Raw genomic sequence first — 207 nt, 5'->3', positions numbered from 1 at the left:
ATCAGATTCCGCCCAACATGAACCAGGCAACGTTGTCGTTTGGCTTTAGGGAAATGCCGATTCAAGCCTTCATCCAAACCAACTAACCCATCGGCCACAAACAACAGCACATCTTTAACGCCCTGCTTGATCAAGGTTCCCAGCAGTTCAGTCCAGATTCCAGTCGATTCCGTTGGCGCCACTTGGTAGTTCAGCACTTCTTTCGTA

At 49.3% G+C, this 207-nt stretch carries 1 protein-coding gene; it reads right to left on the bottom strand.

Annotation, left to right across the window (positions count from 1 at the left end):
• Positions 1-207: transposase (locus tag FC65_RS11400; protein ID WP_191979924.1), on the bottom strand; the 207-nt coding region annotated here is incomplete at both ends.

Source organism: Ligilactobacillus acidipiscis DSM 15836 (assembly GCF_001435755.1).
Classification (GTDB): domain Bacteria; phylum Bacillota; class Bacilli; order Lactobacillales; family Lactobacillaceae; genus Ligilactobacillus; species Ligilactobacillus acidipiscis.
Note: the sequence above shows the minus strand (reverse complement) of the source record. Positions and strands in the feature narration are given on the sequence as shown.